We start from the raw sequence: 432 nt of genomic DNA on the forward strand, positions 1-432 counted from the left end.
CCCCCGCCCCCGGACGCGCCCCTCGTCCTCGCCGCCTGTTCCGGCGGCGCCGACTCCATGGCCCTCGCCGCCGCCCTCGCCTTCGAGGCCCCCCGCCTGGGCCTGCGCGCCGGTGGCATCACCGTCGACCACGGCCTCCAGGCCGGCTCGGCCGAGCGGGCCCGCGAGGTGGTGGGCCGACTCGCGGAGCTCGGCCTGAGCCCCGTGGAGGCCGTCACGGTCGGCGTCGGCCACGAGGGCGGCCCGGAGGCCGCCGCCCGCACCGCCCGCTACCGGGCCCTGGACGCCGCCGCCGAGCGCCACGGCGCCGTGGCCGTCCTCCTCGGCCACACCCGCGACGACCAGGCCGAGACCGTCCTGCTGGGTCTCGCCCGCGGCTCCGGCACCCGCTCCCTGGCCGGAATGCCCGCCGTCTGCGGCAGCCCCCTGCAC

Annotated in this window: 1 protein-coding gene; it reads left to right on the top strand. The window is 81.0% G+C overall.

What is annotated here, in order from left to right:
• Positions 1-432: tRNA lysidine(34) synthetase TilS (gene tilS, locus FOE67_RS28345; RefSeq protein ID WP_182667637.1), on the top strand; the 432-nt coding region annotated here is incomplete at both ends.

The sequence above is a fragment of the Streptomyces calidiresistens genome, assembly GCF_014141525.1.
Lineage (GTDB): Bacteria > Actinomycetota > Actinomycetes > Streptomycetales > Streptomycetaceae > Streptomyces > Streptomyces calidiresistens.